This window comes from Nitrincola schmidtii (genome assembly GCF_008973715.1).
Classification (GTDB): domain Bacteria; phylum Pseudomonadota; class Gammaproteobacteria; order Pseudomonadales; family Balneatricaceae; genus Nitrincola; species Nitrincola schmidtii.
The window spans coordinates 85,107-101,471 of sequence record NZ_WBOL01000006.1; the positions used below are offsets into that span (position 1 = coordinate 85,107).

Consider the following 16,365-nt stretch of genomic DNA (forward strand, 5'->3'; position numbering starts at 1 on the left):
GCATCAGCGTTGATTGACAGCGTTAATACGTTTAACAACAACTTTAGCTAGGTCATCGGGATTGAACTTAGCTAAGAATCCATCTGCACCGACTTTTTTAACCATCGATACGTTAAAACCACCGCTTAAGGATGAATGAAGTATCACATGCATCTTATCCATGCGCGTATCGCTGCGAATCATTGAGGTTAAGGTGTAGCCATCCATCTCGGGCATTTCAAGATCAGAAATCAACATGAGGAAATGGGTAGCAACATCGACATCACGTTCTGCAAGATCTTTAAGAAGATTCCATGCCTCACGTCCATTATTAGCGACCGTAACTTTCAAGCCCATACTTTCAAGACTGCGAATCATTTGCGTGCGCGCAACTTGAGAATCATCACAAATTAAAACACGGTGCTGTTCGGCTTGTGTTCTCACTTCTTTAGTGGCGATATCATCACTGACAATCGTAGAAGCCGGATAAATATCAGCAAGAATTTGTTCCACATCGATAATTTCGATCAACTTACCTTCATATTCAAAAACAGCGGTCAGATAGTTATCTGAACCTATTTCAGCTGGAGGAGCCATAATTTGATCCCAATTGGTATTCAAAATACGGTCGACTCTACGAACCAAAAACGCAAGTGTGCGCTTGTTGTATTCGGCAACAATTAAGAAGCAGGTGCGCTCTTCCGATTCAGGAATAGGCGGACGTCCGATAGCTTCAGACAGATCCAACACTGGAATAGTCTCGCCACGTATATGTGCCATACCCTTAATAACGGTAGTTTTACGAGGGACCTCGGTCAAACTAGGGCACTGTAACACTTCCCTTACTTTGAACACGTTAATGCCATAACGCTGATCCGTTTCCAGACCAAACAGGAGTAGCTCTAGACGATTCTGACCGACCATCTGTGTTCGAAGGTTTACACTATCCAATATACCTGACATGATTCAATAAACCTCAAGCCGTCTTTTACCAGAGTTGGTTTTCCCGTCGAGACAGGATATCCGTGAATAAAGTTAATTTAACACTAGTTGCATTGTTTTTGGCTAATTTTTTCTTTGCCATGTCCGCTAGTGCTCAAATGTCTCCCGAACTGATCGAACGACAAGTTCACGAAGCTATTATTAATGAGTTTAACACACGATTACCAGAAAGCCGGGTTGAAGCAGCAATAAATCCTGTAAATCGTTCACTTGACTTACCTTCTTGCCTAACGCCACTTGAAATCACCTTGCCCTTCAATAGCGGGCAACGTATCACCGCTCGTGTTAACTGCCACTCTCCCGTCTGGAGTATTTTTGTTACGGCACAAGTCAGGCAATTAATGGATGTGGTCATTACTAACCGACCCTTATCACGAAACAGTGTGATTAGCTCAACTGATGTTCGACTATCCGAGCAAGATGTTATCCGACTAAATGGCGATTATTTTGTCCAACTGGAGGATGTCGTTGGTAAACAAGTTCGCCGTCCTATCGGCAGTGATCAGGTCATTAATACACGTATGGTCGAGGTGGCGCTGGCAGTCAAACGAGGCGATCAAGTCTCGCTTGAGTCTAGAAGAGGATCTTTAGTCATCAGAACAGTGGGCGTTGCGCTTGAGGATGGTAATCTTAACCAACAGATTCGTGTATTGAATGAAAATAGTGGTAACGAAGTTCGTGCCCTAGTCATAGCACCCGGCAGAGTCCAAGTGCCTTAATCAAAAGATTTTCGGTATACTATTAAGTATGACTGTGCAGGTGCAAAAAAAATTTAAAATAATCCTAAAGAAGTTGATGCACTGACCGATAACACTTGCATAACCAGATAAAGAGGTGATTCAGGATGGCTATTGAACTGAACGGCCTGTCCTCCAATCAGACGACAGCGGCTCGTAGTAAAACTGCCGATCAAAGCAATGCTGTTGCCACCAAGAATGGCAAGCCGGACACTGCAACCACGCAGGCGGATACTGTTCGTTTGAGTGATGCTGTTCAAGCTATTCAGTCTGCTAATCGTCAGATAGACGACAAGAGTGACTTTAACGCTGAGCGTGTCGCTGAAATTAAATCCGCTATCGCGGATGGTAGTTTTAGCATCAATGCTGAGCGTGTAGCTGATAAGATGCTACAATTTGAGAAATTATTTAGCTAATATGAGTATCAACTAGCTCATTAAATATAGGCTCATACCGTGGCGATTGATCCGCAAGCTAACGATCTTTTCGATTCTTTCTCGACCCTGACTCGTCAGGGTTGTTTGCTTTTTGATGACCTGCAAAAAACGTTGGAGCAGGAACAACTCGTTCTTCAACAGCGTGATCTAGAAGCACTCAAGTTAAACACCCAAACCAAACATCAATTACTACTCAATATTGAAGCCAATATTCGTGAGCGTAATAGTGTTCTGGTCCAAGCGGGTTTTGCGCCATCAGAGAGTGGCTTTGATGAATTTACTCAACTGATGCCGGAAACTAAGCGTGAAGCCCTAATGACAGACTGGCATCAATTGCAAAAGTTACTGATGGACGTTAGGACTGCGAGTAAACGTAACGAGCAGATCTTAGTTAGAAGTAAGCAAAACGTTGATCAACTGCTATCTCTGCTTCAAGGGCATCAAAGTTCAAATGTGCTGTATGATACCGGTGGTAGTAAAGGAAATTATGCCGCTCAACGTCGTATCGGTAAGGCTTAATCGCTCTGACAACTGGCAGATCTATTGAATTCTCGATACAATCTATTTTTCTCCCTATAGTTCAACTGGATAGAGCGGGCCCCTCCTAAGGGCCAGATCGGGGTTCGAGTCCCTGTGGGGAGACCATCGTCGCCAAAAACCGCTTTTCAAACAGTTCTATCGTCACTGCTGGACTGGTTAAATAGCCTTGATAATAATCACAGCCTAATTCTTTTAGGTGCATTAACTGATCTTCTGTTTCAACGCCTTCCGCTAGAATTTTGAGTCCTAAGGTATGCCCCATGGCGATAATCGCAGCGGTGATTTCTCGATCATTTTTATTGGATTGCAGATCCTGGATAAAGCTCTTGTCTATCTTTAGCACATTCAGCGGGAAATTTTTCAGATAAGATAACGATGAGTACCCCGTTCCAAAATCATCGATAGCCAACGAAACGCCCATGGCTTGCAGGACTTCAAAGATTTGTTCCGCTTCATCTTCACGTCTCATCAACGCGCTTTCTGTCAGCTCAACCTCTAGCAAATCAGCCGGATAATGGTATTTGTGCAGTATGCCTTGAATCATTTCGACCACATTGCCGTGACGCAATTGGAAAGATGACAAATTTACAGCCAAGGTGATGGGTGGATATCCCTTATCTAACCACCGCTTGCCAGTCTGACAAACCTGATCCATCACCCATTCGCCAATGGGATGAATCAAACCACTCTGCTCAGCAACCGGAATGAAGGTATCGGGAGAAATAAAACCAGATTCATTTTTCCAACGAAGCAGTGCTTCAGCACCGATGAGTTTTCCAGAGGCAATGTCGATTTGCGGCTGGAAATAGACAGATAACTGTCCTTCGTTCATTGCCTCACGTAGTAAAGATTCTGTATTCAAACGTACTAATGCGGCTTGTGTTAGCTCAATGGTGTAGAAGCAGAATTGCTCACGCCCCGCTTCTTTAGCTTTATATAGGGCAGCATCGGCTTGACGAAGTAACTCTTCTGCGCTGCTCTCCGCCTCGCTCAACATGGCAATGCCAATACATGCACCAATACGAATCTCCATACCATCTGGCAATCGAACAGGCGTCCTCAGAGCATCTATCAGTGTTAAGGCAATCTCTTTTAACTCTTCAGGATTACGATCAATCAAGACACCAAACTCATCGCCACCAAAACGAGCTAACAACGCATCGGTAGGACAAACTGACCGTAGTAATTCTGCAACACCACAGAGCAGCTGATCTCCCGTTCTATGACCAAAACTATCATTCACATCTTTGAACCTGTCTAGGTCCAACATTAACAGAGCCGTTCTACTGTTGCCTCTGGTCTCAATATTAGTCAACACATCGGTTCGATTAGGCAGAGAGGTTAACGCATCGTGGCGAGCCAAAAATTCAATGCGCTGCTGAATGGTTTTACGCGAAGTCACATCAGTGACCACGCCTTCAATGTACTTCACACTGCCATCGGCTAAATAAACCACTTTAGTAATATCTTCTACCCAAATAATGGCTTTATCTCGGGTCAAAATACGATATTCCTGCAGGTACTCTTCTCGTTTTTGAGATAGGAATAATGCCACTTCATCTCTAAGCCACTGTCGGTCATCTGGATAAACAAGATCATTAAAATCCACTAGCCCCGTTAAAAACTCTTCCGCTGTGTAACCCCAACGACTGACATTGGCAGAGACATAAGAAACTGGCCATCCAGGAAGGTTCTCCCAGCGAAACAGCACCACTGGACTGGCTTCAACCACTTGAACAGCGGCTCTTAGCGCATCTTCCTGTTGAATAAAGCGTATGGCGAAGGCAATATCGTCTGCCATCTCCGTTAGCGTGGAGACGACATCTTGGCTAAAAAACTCAGCATCGTAGGCAGACAACAGCATGACAGCGATCACCTCACCGTCTAAACGAACGGGGAAGTAAGCTTTTGATCCTTTATCACTCAACTGATTTAAAACCAAAGATTCACTACTATGAATAACACTGGCTAACTCAAAGTCGGTGTTTAATAAAAACCAAGACGTTTCATCATAACTAAATAGATCTGAAGGGCGATCGCCATAGTGATGAATGGATTTAAGACTATCACCTTCTTTTTTTAAAATAGCAGCATAACGTAGCTTGCCGTAAACAACCGCAATTCTGCAGACCTGAGAAAACACCTCATCTTCACTCTGACTGCGAATAATGGTCTGGTTGGTTTCTGACAAGGTGTTGTATAGATCTCGCTGATGCATCAGTTCAGATTCATGACGCTTTTGATCGGTGATATCTTGAACCGTCACAATGCAGTATTGCATCTGTCCACTAGGGTAACGAACCGACCCCACATTAAGCAATGCTGTAAAAGGCATGCCATTTTTACGAACAAATTGTTTTTCTAACGTATAGCTATCCACTTGACCGCTGTGTAAGCGATCAAAGGCTTGCTGATCCATTTGCAGATCATCTTGATGAGTCACTGCTTGCCAAGTTAATGCCTTAAGCTCAGTTTCCGAATAGCCCAATAATCGGCAAAGCTCTGGATTGAACTGCAACCATTTGCCCGTATTGGGATCGGTGATTGCCATGCCAACAAAAGGCATTTCAAAAAACTTCAGTAGCAACTGTTCTTTTTCAGCTGTTTGCATTTGATAGGCTGCTTTTTCTAACCGACGCTGCTGCAGCCACACTAAACGTAAGGCGAACATCACACTGATAACAGTCGCGAGTGATAATAAGCCTAACCAAGCGGCTATCATATAAATGGGCGTGAGGACTTCGGAACGCTCTTGGTGAGCAGCCACCATCCAATCGACTTGAGTTAATGGTTTTAAAGCACCAATAACCTCTCTATTGTTATAACCCAGCCCTTCTGTACCACGATACTCTAGCGTCGAGAGTACTGCTAGGTGTTCGGATTTCACTGGACTTAATAACGTATAGTGGTTTGAATCGATCGACTTCAGTAAAAAAAGCTCTCCCGAATGGCTATCGTCTGGCCATTGAGACAAATTGGGGTAAAGATAGGTTTCTGGATCAATACTTAATATCATGATCGCTGATGGAGCAGCATATTGACCTGAAGCGAATAGCGGTAATACCCATGAAAAACTCAAGCCAGAATGGGTTTTATGGATTCCTGCAAAAAATGAATCACCTGAATTGATCGCCTCAGCGATTAAATGATCAAGTTCTCCGGTTTGATAACCAACCATCCCAGCAGCGAGCGCTTGCTGTTTTTCAATATGATAAAGATAAATACCATCATACTGATGACTGGCATACAGGCGGTTGATATATCCCGTCAGTTGATTAACTGCGGTATTATTTGTGGCCTGCTGATTCCAATCAGCAATCCAGTCTTGCAGCGCATAATCCATGCCAATCATATCCAGCAGATTTGTGCGTTCGGAAAACCACTGATCTAGGTAGTCTGCCTTCATTTCTGCAATCATTTGAATATGAGTTCGGGCAGATTGAACCGCTTGAGGTTGAGCAATCTGTATCACACTCAGTGATAACAAAGGGACCAGCAATGCCATGCCGGCAAACACCATGACTAGTCCGGTTCGACTTTCATGTTGTTCTGTGGCTTCATTATTTATCGAAGGTGAAAAAAACCAGACTCGTAAGACCAGGTAGAGTAGCAGAGCCGTGGTGCAAACGAACAGAATTCCCTTGTAGGTACTGATTGAAACAAGCAGCGCTGGATCTGTGACCAATACGCCAAGGAGATAGTCAGATGTTAAGATCCACAGCATGGCAAACAGAAAATAGGACAAGGCTATTTTCTCTGCTCGGAATTTGCTGAGCATCCTTAGCGACATTGCTATCTTCCCTACTATTTCACTTTATAAAATTATTTTACTTAATATTAGCGCAATAGCACGCCTAATGAACCTTTTGGAAGAGAATCTATGGGTTTTCTGAGGTGATCGACCAACTCATGTTGGCGAATCTGTGCAATTTCAGACAATTGCATTTTTAAACTGAGTTTTATGAAACGTTTCACCATGGTTAAGCGCTCTTCACGTCTTTCTTGCTGATCACGAGCGATTTCTAAATAGAGCTGGGCTAAATTAAGAATAGCGGCAGTATTGGTGGGGTTATACTCTGCTGCCATATTCAAACAACGCATGGCTTGAATATATTTTCCTGCCATGTAGTGACGAATCGCCATCCGATTCATCTTATCGCTGAGGACTTCATCGTATGGCAACCGAGTTTTCGCTTCTGTCTGCTCTGGCATTTCCTCAAGAACAGGCACGGCATCACCGGATAAGAGAATCGCTTCTCTAGCTAAGTCAATTGGCTCCGGCAACTGTGCATTTAGCTTCTCAGCTTCACGCTGTAGGCCATCCGCCTTCACTTGTTTGCCCAGATCTTTATAGGTTTGTGAGCGAATCAGAAGTGATTTAACTTTTAACGATTCATCTTTGGGAAAACTAAACTGGGCATGATTCAGTAAAGCATCAAGATCGTTATGTAATTCAATCTGTTTATCTTTATCTGCATCCTGCATCTCTAATCGACGGATATTAGCTAATCGAAGATAAGGCTCGGGAGATTTATAACAACTTGAGCGGCCTAACACGATCGATCGCTTAAACGCACCCTCTGCTAAGTTCAGCGTGCGCGTTTGTGTCGCAATACGCCCCAGCTCCATTTGTCGTGGAATACCCAAGGGTGATTTACGAGCTGCCTCATGCAGAACATCGCGAGCTTGTTGCAAATCACCATTCATTTCGTAGGCTTGTGCTAACAGATCTAAAGCAGGCACTAACAATGGATGGTTTTCGATTAACTCTTGGAGTTGCTGTATCGCCGCATCAGCTTGCTTCAGTGCTAACAGAGCTTGGGCTATTAATAAGCCTGTGTCTTTATCAGAGTTTTGCCAGTAGCGCTCTTGTAACAAATTAAGCGCTTCATCCGCTCGCTTGAGTTGTAATAAAAGACGCCCTTTATAGCGTTGCGCAAAGTCATAACTGGGATCGGTGACAGAGACTTGATCACATGCACTCAGAGCGGTTTTTAAATCCCCTCTTTCTACCGCTTCATCAACGTCTTTCAGCAGTTGCTTACGCACAATTAAGGCATCAATACGATGCTTTAACTCTTCAACAGTAAAAGGTTTGGTCAGTAAATAATCGGGATTACTGTCAATAGCATGCAGAATCACTTGCTGAGAAGCATCGCTGGTCATAAAGATCCAGCCAGTAGAGGGGCGCATATAGTTTCGGTAGCGCGCCTCTTCTAGCAACTGGATACCGGTGACCTTGTCACTGGCATTGTGGCCCAGCAGCACAATATCAAAACGTTCTTCCTGAATAATCTCAAGCACCCGTGCGTTGACCGTAACAGGTTTAATATTCGCGACACCCAACTGCCGCAGCATCTGCACAATCGTGGCGCGCATATTGCCGCTGCTTTCTATCAACAGGACATGTTTGTCTGCATAGGTAATTTTTCTTGGATTCACGCGTACTTAAGTCCAGTTTGCCGCTACTTGGATAGTCACTCTAGTATAACGATAGATGGGAAGTCCTGACTAGCAATGCGACTTTATAAGTTATTTGCATATGCACATAATACATTAGTTATATTTACTTTAATTTTATCTAACCTATAATCAGATCGTAACTAAAGGACTCACCTGTACCAAGGACCGGAATATGAATAGAAGAAAAACTTCCGGAGCTCAGCATGTCTTCTAAACTCTCCCCTAAGGCGAACGAACGTCGCCGTGACCTATTAAAGCTAGGTCTTGGTGCGGCTGTTGCTGCCCCTGTTCTAAGCCTAACCGGCAATGCAGCCGCCAACACTGTTCAAACCAATGCCCACATAGTGATTAGTGGTGCCGGTGCGGGAGGAATTGCGATGGCAAACCGCTTTGCACGCAGTTTGCCGGGTGCTCGTATTACCATTATTGATGCTCGTGAAGATCATCACTATCAGCCAGGCTGGACTCTAGTCGCTTCTGGCGTCTGGAATAAAGAAAAAACCATCTCCAAAACAGGTGAGTGGATTCCTTCTCGGGTGAACTGGGTACGCGGTATGGTTACCGAGTATGATCCGGATAACAACAGCGTGACTGTCAGCAATGGCGAAACCATCAACTACGATTATTTAATTGTTGCCTGTGGTTTAGAGTTACGTTTTGATCGCATTGAGGGCATGGATACCAACCTTATTGGTCAAGGTAAAGGCGTTGGCAGTGTTTACGCAAGTATCGATGCTGCCGCAGTCACCTATGACGAAATTTCTCGTTGGATTCAGAAAGGCAGTGGTACGGGTTTATTTAACTTACCGCCAACGGCTCTCAAGTGCGCGGGTGCACCACTGAAGATGACCTTCACTACCCTATCACGCCTTGAAGATAGCGGTCGTCGCAATCAGTTTAATGTTGAATTTATGACGCCATCAGGCGGCTTGTTCGGCGTTCCTTTCTATAATGACTTCGTAAAACAACGCTTCACTGATCAAGGCGTTACACGTAACGATTTCTGGACGCTGAAAGGTATCGATGCAGATGCCAAAAAAGCCTACTACAGCGTTCGAGATGGTGAAGATCAAGTTAAAGACTATGAATTCATCCATGTCGTACCACCCATGACGGCTCCGGATGCCATTCTAAACAGCCCATTAAAGTTTGCTGACGACTCGCCTTTCAAAGATTGGATGGAAGTGGATCGTGAAACCTTACAAAACCCGAACTATCCCAACGTATGGGGTATTGGTGATGTGATGGGTATGCCAAGTAACAAAACTGCTGCCAGCGTTAAAATGCAGGCGGGTGTACTTGAGCAAAACTTCTTAGCACACTTACAAGGTCAGCCATTACCCGCACGTCACAACGGCTACACGTCTTGCCCGCTAATCACGGGTATCGGTAAAGCGATGTTGGTTGAGTTCGGCTGGGATAGCAAATTACTGCCATCCTTCTCTTTTATTGATCCAAAAGAAGAATCTTGGACCGTTTGGGTCATGAAAGAACGTATGCTACGTCCCGCTTACTTCGCCATGCTTGAAGGCAAGATCTAAGGAGAACCACACATGACACTTACTGGTATTTTAACTGTTCTTTGGTACTCCGCCCTGCCTTGGCTGTGGCTGATTGCATTGATGATCGTTGTTTTTTTAGTGCCTCAAATTCTTGGGCGTTTGAAGGGTTACACCTTTAAATCAACGGGCGGTATTGGCTCTAAGGTTTTACCTCCGATTATTGCTGTCGCGGCTTTGTTTTTGCTGCCTATTCACACTCAGTCAACCATCGCTTATGTCAATACATGGGTAGACTGGATGAATTTGATTGGTGCTTCAATTGGTGCAGGCATTTACGCATGGTTCGTGCTTCATCCGATCTGTTTCATGCGTAATCGTAAAGCATAGAAGACTTACATAGAAGACTTACAATGTTTAAACGGCTCTCTAACCCACAGTTTGAGAGCCGTTTTTATTTGTACGCTTGCAATGCCAATAGTTAATCTGACAAGACCTCTAATGCGCGACCATCTTCAATGCGAATTCGCCACTGATGGTGCTGTGAATTGTCTTTAATAATCCACCCCCTAACGCGAACCTGCCTTCCCTCTAACTGCTCAATATTCTGATTAAAGCGTTGCAATGATTTTCTAGGTATTTGAATCGCAACACCCCCTTCTAGATTTAACCAAATATTCGCTTGGCTTTGACCTATACGAACAACACGCCCTTTGACAATGACCGCACCACGCACTGAATTGGGAACCGCGGTTGAGGCAATACCGGGTTCATACTCGGACAAACTCCAGATACCGATGCCTTGCTGCCTCGCCTTCTGCTCATCAATAGATAAACAATCTGAATAACGAAGATTAGGCGCAATAAATACCTGCATGACCAAACCCTGCTCTAGCAACCAACCTTGTACTGAGCGACCGTCCTCAAAGAAAAGATCCGCCAACAGACGATCATATCGATCCTTAGGATCTTCTCCTGGCTGCACCCAAACACGATGATTGTGTGATTCAAGTTTTTGTTCTAATGCACGTTTTCCTTCACGAGAAAAAGGTTCATCGGCCTGGCCTCGACGTCCCAGTTCAGGAGCGTCGACACCAATTAATCTAATTCGCTCACCGGTCGATAACTCCAGTGTATCTGCATCAATAACTCGCTTAATTGACGCAAGGTTAGCAGAGCTTTCTTTGGTACACGTATCCGCATACACCGCGCTACACAAAACCAAGAAAAACAGTATTTTTAAAACATAAGAAAAAACTAAATTATTGATGAAAATCAATTTTCTAAACACTTTCGTTCATATCCCTTAGAATTTATATTGATTTAACAAGAACCAATACGTCATGATACCCAATTAACTCAATTAGAGCTTTATCAGCCAATGCATAAACTACAAACAAAAATAATAGTTGCGCTGGCCAGTGTCATGCTGCTTTTGACGCTTGTCATTACGCTTGCCAGTTTAGCTTCTTTTAGAGACTTTTCGATCCGTGCTGCGACAGAACATACCCGCACTGCTGCGGAGGTGATTCGTGTTGCGCTAACGGAAGCAATGCTCAATGGCACCATTGATAGACGAGACTCTCTGCTAGAGCGCATCGCAGGAATTCATGGTCTTGATGAGGCTCGAGTCATTCGTGGTTCCCAAGTGAATGAGCAATATGGTGAAGGCCGTATCAGTGAAAGTGCAGCTGATGCTCTCGACTTACGCGTATTAGAAAGTGGAAAACCTGTCTTTACGCTAGTTGGTGGCTTTTTTAGTCCTGAATTTAGAGCCACGATTCCCTATATTGCTTCCTCCAAGGGCGATGTTAACTGTTTACTCTGTCATTCTGTTCCTGAAAACACCGTACTCGGGGCGGTGACACTGACCGCATCCATCGAACACATGAAATCTGCTGCGATTATGACGGTTGCTTTCTTGGTGATGGCCGTTGTTCTATTTGCCATCATCTCTATCCTCTTTTTAAGACGCCTGCTACAACCCCTAGTAACCACCGCCAATGAGATTGAAGTGGCTGTTGAAGCGGCTATTAGCGGTGACTTTAATCACCGTATTCAAAGTCGCACCAATGACGAGATAGGTAAAATTGCGCGGCAATTTAATGCGCTTTCTGAAGGGATTACCGACAAGCTCAGCGACATACGTCAAAACGTCGTTCAACTGGTGCAATCTAAGCCGGATTATCAAGGTAATAACCTATTAACGGAAACCGCTGAAACCGTTGCGGGACTGGTTCATGTCTCGCAATTTAAGCAGGCGATTGAAGAGGATGAAACGGCGTCTGAAGTATTTGTGCGTATCAGTGATGTCGTGCAGCAGGAGTTTAAACTTCAGTCGTTCTCAATCTACGAGGTCAATGCACAAAAGAAAAAAATGCATCCCATTATCGTTGATGCCGTCCCCGATGCACAAATTCATTGGTGCGAACAGGCAATCCAAGACCATTGCCAAGGTTGCCGAGCCGTTCGTACAGGTCATCTGATTGATGGTTCAGAGAATACCTTAATCTGTCGATCATTCAGTCATGATGCGCTGGCAAAAGATAAACACTATATGTGTTTACCAATATTAGAAAGTGGCAGCGTTGGCAGTGTTGTTCAACTGGTATTTGATGCCGAAGAAAGTTCGCGAATACGCAATTTACGTCCGATGCTGGAAGCTTACCTTCGAGAGTCTGCTCCTGTGCTTCAAGCGAAGCGCCTGATGAACAGCCTTCGAGAATCCAGTCTTAAAGATGCGATGACTGGGTTAAAGAACCGTCGCTTCTTAGAAGAATACGCTGAAACGCTGATCAGCCAATGTAAGCGTCGTAAAGTACCTATGACGCTGTTGATGATGGATTTGGACTACTTTAAGCCCGTCAATGACACCTATGGGCATGACGCGGGCGATCAAGTGCTGCGTGAACTGGCGGTGTTACTGGAAGAGAATGTACGCGAGTCTGATCTGGTGATCCGTTACGGTGGTGAAGAGTTTTTAATTGTCTTATTAGAAACCGATGCCGAGTCATCATTACAAGTGGCTGAAAAGATTCGCGCAGCGGTCGAAAAGCACAAGTTTAAAGTGGGTGGAACTAGCTTAAGTAAAACCATTTCCGCAGGCTTGGCCGATTATCCCAACGATGGACAGGCATTTTGGCAGGTACTTAAATTTGCCGATGTCTCGCTCTATGCGGCGAAAGAAGGTGGACGAAATCAGGTGGTCAGATTCCATAAAGATCTATGGTCAGAAGATGGAGATTATTAACGACTGATCTATTGATTCAGTTTACTCTATCAAAAAACATGCCCGCGATTGCGGGCATGTTTTTATATCAGCATTTCTAACTTAAACCTGTTAAGACGATTAATCTAAACGTTCAATAATGGTCGAGATACCCTGACCCATACCGACACACATGGTAGCCAGACCTAAACGCCCACCCTTTTCTTCAAGGATGTTGAGCAAGGTGGTGCTGATTCGCGTACCAGAACAACCCAACGGGTGACCAAGAGCTATCGCGCCACCTTTTAAGTTAACCTTCTCGTCCATCTTATCCATCAACTTCAGGTTTTTTAGTACCGCCAAGCCCTGAGCAGCAAAGGCTTCGTTCAGCTCAACATAGTCGATATCTTCAATGGTTAATCCTGCTTTCTTCAGCGCTTTTTGCGTTGAAGGGACAGGACCAAAGCCCATGATCGATGGATCACAACCCGCTACACCCATGCTGACAATCTTCGCACGTGGTTTTAGACCGAGTTCTTGCGCCTTAGCCGCTGACATGATCAGCATTGCTGATGCGCCATCAGAATAAGCAGAGGAAGTACCCGCTGTCACCGTACCCACTTTAGGAACGAATACCGGCTTTAACTGCGACAAGGTCTGAACCGTTGTTTCTGGACGAATGACTTCATCATAAGTCAGCAATGACTTAAAACCGTTTTCATCATGCCCTTCCACTGGGATGATTTCGTTTTTGAACAGCCCTTTATCAGTTGCTTCTTGGGCTAGACGGTGAGAACGCGCACCCATTTCATCTTGCATTTCACGGGTGATACCATTCATTTTACCGAGCATTTCAGCAGTCACACCCATTAGCATCGCTGCTTTTGCGGCATACTTAGAAGCCTGTGGGTTGATATCCACACCATGAGTCATATCGACATGACCCATGTGCTCAACACCACCCACCAGATAGACATCACCTTGACCGGCAATAATGGACGCCGCTGCCGTATGCATTGCCGCCATAGACGATCCACATAGACGGTTCACCGTTTGTGCGGCAATCGTATGGGGTAAGCCTGCAATGACCGCTGCGTTACGGCCAACATTAAAACCTTGCTCTAGGGTCTGGTTAACACACCCCCAGATAATGTCATCAATTAACGCAGGGTTCAGCGCAGGGTTACGCTTTAAAATACCCTGCATCACTGCTGCAGATAGGGCTTCAGCACGCACATTGCGGAAGGAGCCCCCTTTCGAACGGCCCATCGGGGTACGAACTGCATCCACGATTACCGCATCATTTGGTTGTAAACTCATGTTCCTTCCTCCGTTATTTGCCGAAATAGGTTTCGCCGTTGGCTGCCATCTGCTTCATCCGTTCTGTCGGATGATATAGTGGGCCAAGGTCTGCGTAAGGTGCTGCCATCTCAATGAAGTTCTGTAACCCCATTTCATCCAAGTAATGCAATGCACCTCCTCTGAACGGAGGAAAACCTATACCGTAAATCAAGCCCATATCCGCTTCTGCCGGGGTGGCAACGATATTGTCTTCTAAGCAACGAACCGTTTCGATACACAAAGGAATCATCATGCGTGCAATAATCTCTTCATCAGAGAACTCACGTGCCTCACCCATGACTCCGTCAAGCAAGGCAGGTACTTCTTCGTCAATAATCTTGACCTGCTTACCTTTGCGATCCAGTTCATAACGGTAGAAGCCTTTGTTATTCTTCTGACCGAAACGCTCTAGTGTGTACATGCGGTCGATGGCGTTCTCACCTTCATGACCCATACGATCAGGGAAGCCTTCGGCCATCACAGCATCCGCATGGTGTCCAGTATCAATACCGACCACATCCAGCAAGTAAGCAGGACCCATCGGCCAACCGAAACGCTCCATCACTTTATCAACTTGGACGAAGTTAGCCCCGTCACGCATCAACAAGCTGAAGCCCGCAAAGTAAGGGAAAAGCACGCGGTTAACTAAAAATCCTGGGCAGTCATTTACCACGACTGGGGTTTTACCCATCGCTTTAGCGTAAGCCACGGTGCGAGCAATCGCTGTTTCAGAACTCTTCTCACCACGAATCACTTCTACCAACGGCATACGATGTACCGGATTGAAGAAGTGCATTCCACAGAAGTTTTCTGGGCGTTTTAGGTTTTTTGCCAACTCAGTGATTGAAATCGTCGAGGTGTTAGAGGTGATAATCGCATCCTCAGCCACTGCAGCTTCCACCTCAGCTAGCACGGCACCTTTGATTTTTGGATTTTCGACAACCGCTTCAACCACCAGATCGACACGACCAAAATCGCCGTAGCTTAACGTTGGAGTGATCTGCGTTAGTACTTTCGCCATCTTCTGCGCGTCCATACGTCCACGCTTGATCTGACCATTAAGCAATTTAGTGGCTTCATCCAGACCTAACTGCAGCGCTTTTTCGTTGATATCCTTCATCAAGATAGGAATACCCTTGGAGGCAGACTGGTAAGCAACACCACCCCCCATGATACCGGCACCCAGCACGGCGGTTTGTTTGACCGGCACGCTGTCTTTCTCAAACGCTTTACTGACTTTTTTAACGTATTGATCTTTCAGGAACAAGCCAACCAACGCACGCGTCACACTGTTAGTTGCTAACTTGGCGAAACCTTTAGCTTCGACGACAATCGCTTTATCACGGGTCATGTTCGCCGATTTTTGAATGCTACTTAAGGCAGCCATCGGTGCTGGGTAATGAGGCCCCGCTTTAGCACCAATAAATCCTTTAGCTGACTCAAACGCCATCATCTGTTCTATTTGATTCAATTTAATAGCAGTGGTTTTTTCTGTGCGGCGCGCTTGGAAATCAAACACACCTTCAATGGCTTTATTCAACAGATCGAGTGCCGCATCGCGCACCTGAGCGGTCACAACCACCGCGTCGACAGCACCGTCTTTCAGTGCATCTTTCGCACGCTTCTCTGCACCACCACAGATCCACTCGTTCGCATTATCCACACCAATTAAACGTGGCAGACGAACCGTTCCACCCCAACCAGGATAGATACCCAATTTCACTTCTGGCAAACCTACTTTGGCGCTATCCGCCATGACGCGGAAATCTGTTGCCAAACATAGCTCAAAACCGCCACCGAGAGCGATACCATTAATTGCGGTTACGGTGGGGACGGGCAAATCTTCAATCGCATTGAAAATTTCGTGCAGCGATAGCAAATGCTCAACGATAGTTTCTTCGGTGTGATCAAACATCTGACTAAACTCAGTGATATCTGCACCGACAATGAAACAGTCTTTAGCACTACTAAAAATAACACCTTTGATATCTTTTGCCGCTTGAACGGCAGCAACGGCCTCACGCAACTCATTCAAGGTGAGTTGGTTAAGTTTATTGATACTGTCACCTTGAAGATCGAACAGGACCTCAACAACGCCCCCTTCAATCTGCTGGGCCGTAATCGCTTTACCCTGATATATCATGCTTACGCTCCTATTT

The 16,365-nt window shown here is 45.2% G+C and carries 12 protein-coding genes and 1 tRNA gene; 7 read left to right on the forward strand and 6 right to left on the reverse strand.

The window, feature by feature from the left end; genetic code table 11:
- Window positions 1–3 precede the first annotated feature (3 nt).
- Window positions 4–942, reverse strand: coding sequence for a chemotaxis protein CheV (locus F7R24_RS06985; RefSeq protein ID WP_151670535.1), 939 nt, complete (start codon window positions 940–942; stop codon window positions 4–6).
- 62 nt (window positions 943–1,004) lie between these two features.
- Between F7R24_RS06985 and flgA the strand changes: the two genes are divergently transcribed.
- The 4 genes from flgA (at window position 1,005) to F7R24_RS07005 (ending at window position 2,800) form a co-directional block, all read left to right on the forward strand.
- Complete coding sequence (flgA, locus tag F7R24_RS06990; protein ID WP_151670536.1) at window positions 1,005–1,700, forward strand: flagellar basal body P-ring formation chaperone FlgA; 696 nt, start codon at window positions 1,005–1,007, stop codon at window positions 1,698–1,700.
- Window positions 1,701–1,825: 125 nt separating this feature from the next.
- Window positions 1,826–2,134, forward strand: coding sequence for a flagellar biosynthesis anti-sigma factor FlgM (gene flgM, locus F7R24_RS06995; RefSeq protein WP_151670537.1), 309 nt, complete (start codon window positions 1,826–1,828; stop codon window positions 2,132–2,134).
- A gap of 39 nt (window positions 2,135–2,173) precedes the next feature.
- On the forward strand, window positions 2,174–2,674 hold the full coding sequence (locus F7R24_RS07000; RefSeq protein ID WP_151670538.1) for a flagella synthesis protein FlgN: 501 nt from the start codon (window positions 2,174–2,176) through the stop codon (window positions 2,672–2,674).
- Between the two features lie 50 nt (window positions 2,675–2,724).
- Window positions 2,725–2,800: transfer RNA gene (locus F7R24_RS07005), tRNA-Arg, on the forward strand.
- On the opposite strand, the gene F7R24_RS14990 is transcribed toward F7R24_RS07005, so the two are convergent.
- Window positions 2,760–6,485: an EAL domain-containing protein gene (locus tag F7R24_RS14990; RefSeq protein ID WP_420812982.1), complete on the reverse strand. Its 3,726-nt coding sequence runs from the start codon at window positions 6,483–6,485 to the stop codon at window positions 2,760–2,762. The two genes, F7R24_RS07005 and F7R24_RS14990, sit on opposite strands and share 41 nt — an antisense overlap.
- Before the next feature lie 47 nt (window positions 6,486–6,532).
- On the reverse strand, window positions 6,533–8,137 hold the full coding sequence (locus F7R24_RS07025; RefSeq protein ID WP_151670539.1) for a response regulator: 1,605 nt from the start codon (window positions 8,135–8,137) through the stop codon (window positions 6,533–6,535).
- Window positions 8,138–8,361: 224 nt separating this feature from the next.
- Between F7R24_RS07025 and F7R24_RS07030 the strand changes: the two genes are divergently transcribed.
- Both F7R24_RS07030 and F7R24_RS07035 read left to right on the forward strand, forming a co-directional pair.
- Window positions 8,362–9,699 carry an NAD(P)/FAD-dependent oxidoreductase gene (locus tag F7R24_RS07030; protein ID WP_151670540.1) on the forward strand — a complete coding sequence of 446 codons (1,338 nt, stop codon included), beginning with the start codon at window positions 8,362–8,364 and terminating at the stop codon, window positions 9,697–9,699.
- A gap of 12 nt (window positions 9,700–9,711) precedes the next feature.
- On the forward strand, window positions 9,712–10,047 hold the full coding sequence (locus F7R24_RS07035) for a hypothetical protein (protein ID WP_151670541.1): 336 nt from the start codon (window positions 9,712–9,714) through the stop codon (window positions 10,045–10,047).
- Between the two features lie 91 nt (window positions 10,048–10,138).
- Here the strand turns inward: F7R24_RS07035 and F7R24_RS07040 are convergent, their stop codons facing one another.
- On the reverse strand, window positions 10,139–10,864 hold the full coding sequence (locus tag F7R24_RS07040; RefSeq protein ID WP_168926789.1) for a thermonuclease family protein: 726 nt from the start codon (window positions 10,862–10,864) through the stop codon (window positions 10,139–10,141).
- Window positions 10,865–11,038: 174 nt separating this feature from the next.
- Here F7R24_RS07040 and F7R24_RS07045 point away from each other — a divergent pair, with 174 nt between their 5' ends.
- Window positions 11,039–12,907: a diguanylate cyclase gene (locus F7R24_RS07045; protein ID WP_151670543.1), complete on the forward strand. Its 1,869-nt coding sequence runs from the start codon at window positions 11,039–11,041 to the stop codon at window positions 12,905–12,907.
- A gap of 99 nt (window positions 12,908–13,006) precedes the next feature.
- Here F7R24_RS07045 and fadA read toward each other — a convergent pair whose 3' ends face one another.
- Window positions 13,007–14,185, reverse strand: a complete 1,179-nt coding sequence (fadA, locus tag F7R24_RS07050; RefSeq protein WP_151670544.1) for an acetyl-CoA C-acyltransferase FadA — start codon at window positions 14,183–14,185, stop codon at window positions 13,007–13,009.
- 13 nt (window positions 14,186–14,198) lie between these two features.
- Entirely contained in the window at window positions 14,199–16,349 is a 2,151-nt protein-coding gene (gene fadB / locus F7R24_RS07055; RefSeq protein ID WP_151670545.1) for a fatty acid oxidation complex subunit alpha FadB, read from the reverse strand.
- Window positions 16,350–16,365 lie beyond the last annotated feature (16 nt).